Consider the following 1,407-nt stretch of genomic DNA (forward strand, 5'->3'; position numbering starts at 1 on the left):
AACCCGCATTATTCAGTAGGAATTTAAAATCGGTTAAAAATCTTTGAAAATTCTTCAAAAAGGCCGATTTTGAGTATGTCTAATTTTCACCCAAATGGTTAATCTTCCCATTGAGTATTCCGACAAGCCGGTAACTCCTTTTGGCGGCATGAGTCTTATGAAAAGGTTTCTGGATCAGACCAAGATCAAAGAGCATTTAGGCACGCTTGACTTGCCTACACCCGGCTCCAACCGGGGCTATGATCCAAGTGATATTGTTTTGTCATTCTGGCTCAGTATCTGGACAGGGGCAAGCCGCTATATCCATTGTGACTGGCTCAGGTATGATAAAGTCCTACAATCAATATTTGGCTGGGAACAGATGCCGTCCCAGAGCACCTACAGCAGGTTTTTCGGGAAGTTCTCTCAGAAAAGAAACACGGAAGTTTTCCCTGCTCTTCAAAACTGGTTCTTTGGTCAGATCAAGGTTGATAATATCACTGTTGATTTTGACAGTACAGTGATTACACGATACGGGGAACAGGAAGGGAGCGCCAAGGGATACAATCCCAACAAGCGCGGAAGGAATTCCCACCACCCTTTGATGGCCTTTGTCGGACAGACAAGAATGGTGGCCAATGCATGGCTGAGACCTGGCAACACGGCTGACAGCAGCAGCTGTAAAGAATTCATGCAGGAGACTTTTAACCATGCGCTCAAAGGCAAAAAAATAGGCCTTGTAAGAGCTGATAGCGGGTTTTATACAGAAGAACTGCTCAGCTATCTTGAGCAGGAAAAGCACAATTATATCATGGCTGTCAGAATGTATCCCAATGTAAAAGCGGAAGTTTGGGGACTCAGTGACTGGATAGAACTGGCCAGGGGGATTGAAATTGCCGAAATGATGTTTTCACACGAAAAAGGGAAATTGCGGAGATACATAATCGTAAAAAAGCAGGTGGATATCCGTCCAAAGTCTGGAGGAAAAATGCTTTTCGATGATATGCCCGGATACAGATACAGTTGCTATGTTACCAACCTTGAGCTTCCTCTCGACCAGATATGGAATGTTTATAACACAAGAGCGGATTGCGAGAACAGGATCAAAGAACTCAAAGATGATTTTGGATTGGAAAGCTTTTGTTTAAAAGACTTTTGGGCAACTGAAGCTTCCTTCCGCTTCATCATGGTCGCCTATAATTTAATGAGTCTGTTCAGACACTTTGCACTAAATCACCATAACAGGGCAACATTAAAAACACTCAAATCCTATTGCTTTGCATTAGGAGCCTGGAAGGTAAACCATGCCAATAAGCAGGTTCTTAAAATATCCCTCCCCGTCAAAAAAAGGCCTTGGATGGACGGAATTTTCTCCCAAATTCAAAATCTGAGTCCTCCATTCAATTATTCTAATGCATAATGCGGGTT

At 43.1% G+C, this 1,407-nt stretch carries 1 protein-coding gene; it reads left to right on the forward strand.

Annotated features, from left to right (window positions below; genetic code table 11):
- The first annotated feature begins 94 nt into the window (after positions 1-94).
- Positions 95-1,399, forward strand: coding sequence for an IS1380 family transposase (locus IAQ59_RS21930; RefSeq protein ID WP_209332997.1), 1,305 nt, complete (start codon positions 95-97; stop codon positions 1,397-1,399).
- The last annotated feature ends 8 nt before the right edge of the window (positions 1,400-1,407 follow it).

Source organism: Lunatimonas salinarum, assembly GCF_017811155.1.
GTDB lineage: Bacteria > Bacteroidota > Bacteroidia > Cytophagales > Cyclobacteriaceae > Lunatimonas > Lunatimonas salinarum.

Bases quoted from the DNA above. Each gene is read 5' to 3' on its own strand.
- IAQ59_RS21930 (WP_209332997.1), top strand. From the start codon at position 95: ATGGTTAATCTTCCCATTGAGTATTCCGACAAGCCGGTAACTCCTTTT.